Annotated in this window: 1 protein-coding gene; it reads right to left on the reverse strand. The window is 50.4% G+C overall.

Annotated features, from left to right (window positions below):
• Positions 1-382: potassium transporter TrkG (locus C1I98_RS40070; protein WP_368773567.1), on the reverse strand; the 382-nt coding region annotated here is incomplete at its 3' end.
• Positions 383-403 lie beyond the last annotated feature (21 nt).

The raw sequence follows: 403 nt of genomic DNA on the forward strand, positions 1-403 counted from the left end.
GTACGAGTGTACAAATAACCACCAGCGTAAACTGTACGCCGATAAACATGCGAAATTCCGGATCGCGCCAATAAACCTTCAGACTACGCCCACTTAACAGTGAAAAGTGCAGACCGTAGTTACAGCCGGAGATCAGCAGGAAGATAGCAATGATAGTGTTAATAGTCGGGCTGTCGAAATAACCGATACTGGCATCATGTGTCGAGAAGCCGCCAATAGCGATAGTCGCAAAGCTATGGCCGATGGCATCAAAGGCATCCATTCCGGCAAACCACAACGCCAGCGCACAGGCGACGGTCAGCAAGACATAAATCAACCACAGGGTTTTCGCCGTTTCCGCAATTCGCGGGCGCATTTTGTTATCTTTCAGCGGACCGGGCATTTCTGCGCGATAGAGCTGCAT

The organism is Spongiactinospora gelatinilytica (assembly GCF_003236385.1).
GTDB classification, from domain to species: domain Bacteria; phylum Actinomycetota; class Actinomycetes; order Streptosporangiales; family Streptosporangiaceae; genus Spongiactinospora; species Spongiactinospora gelatinilytica.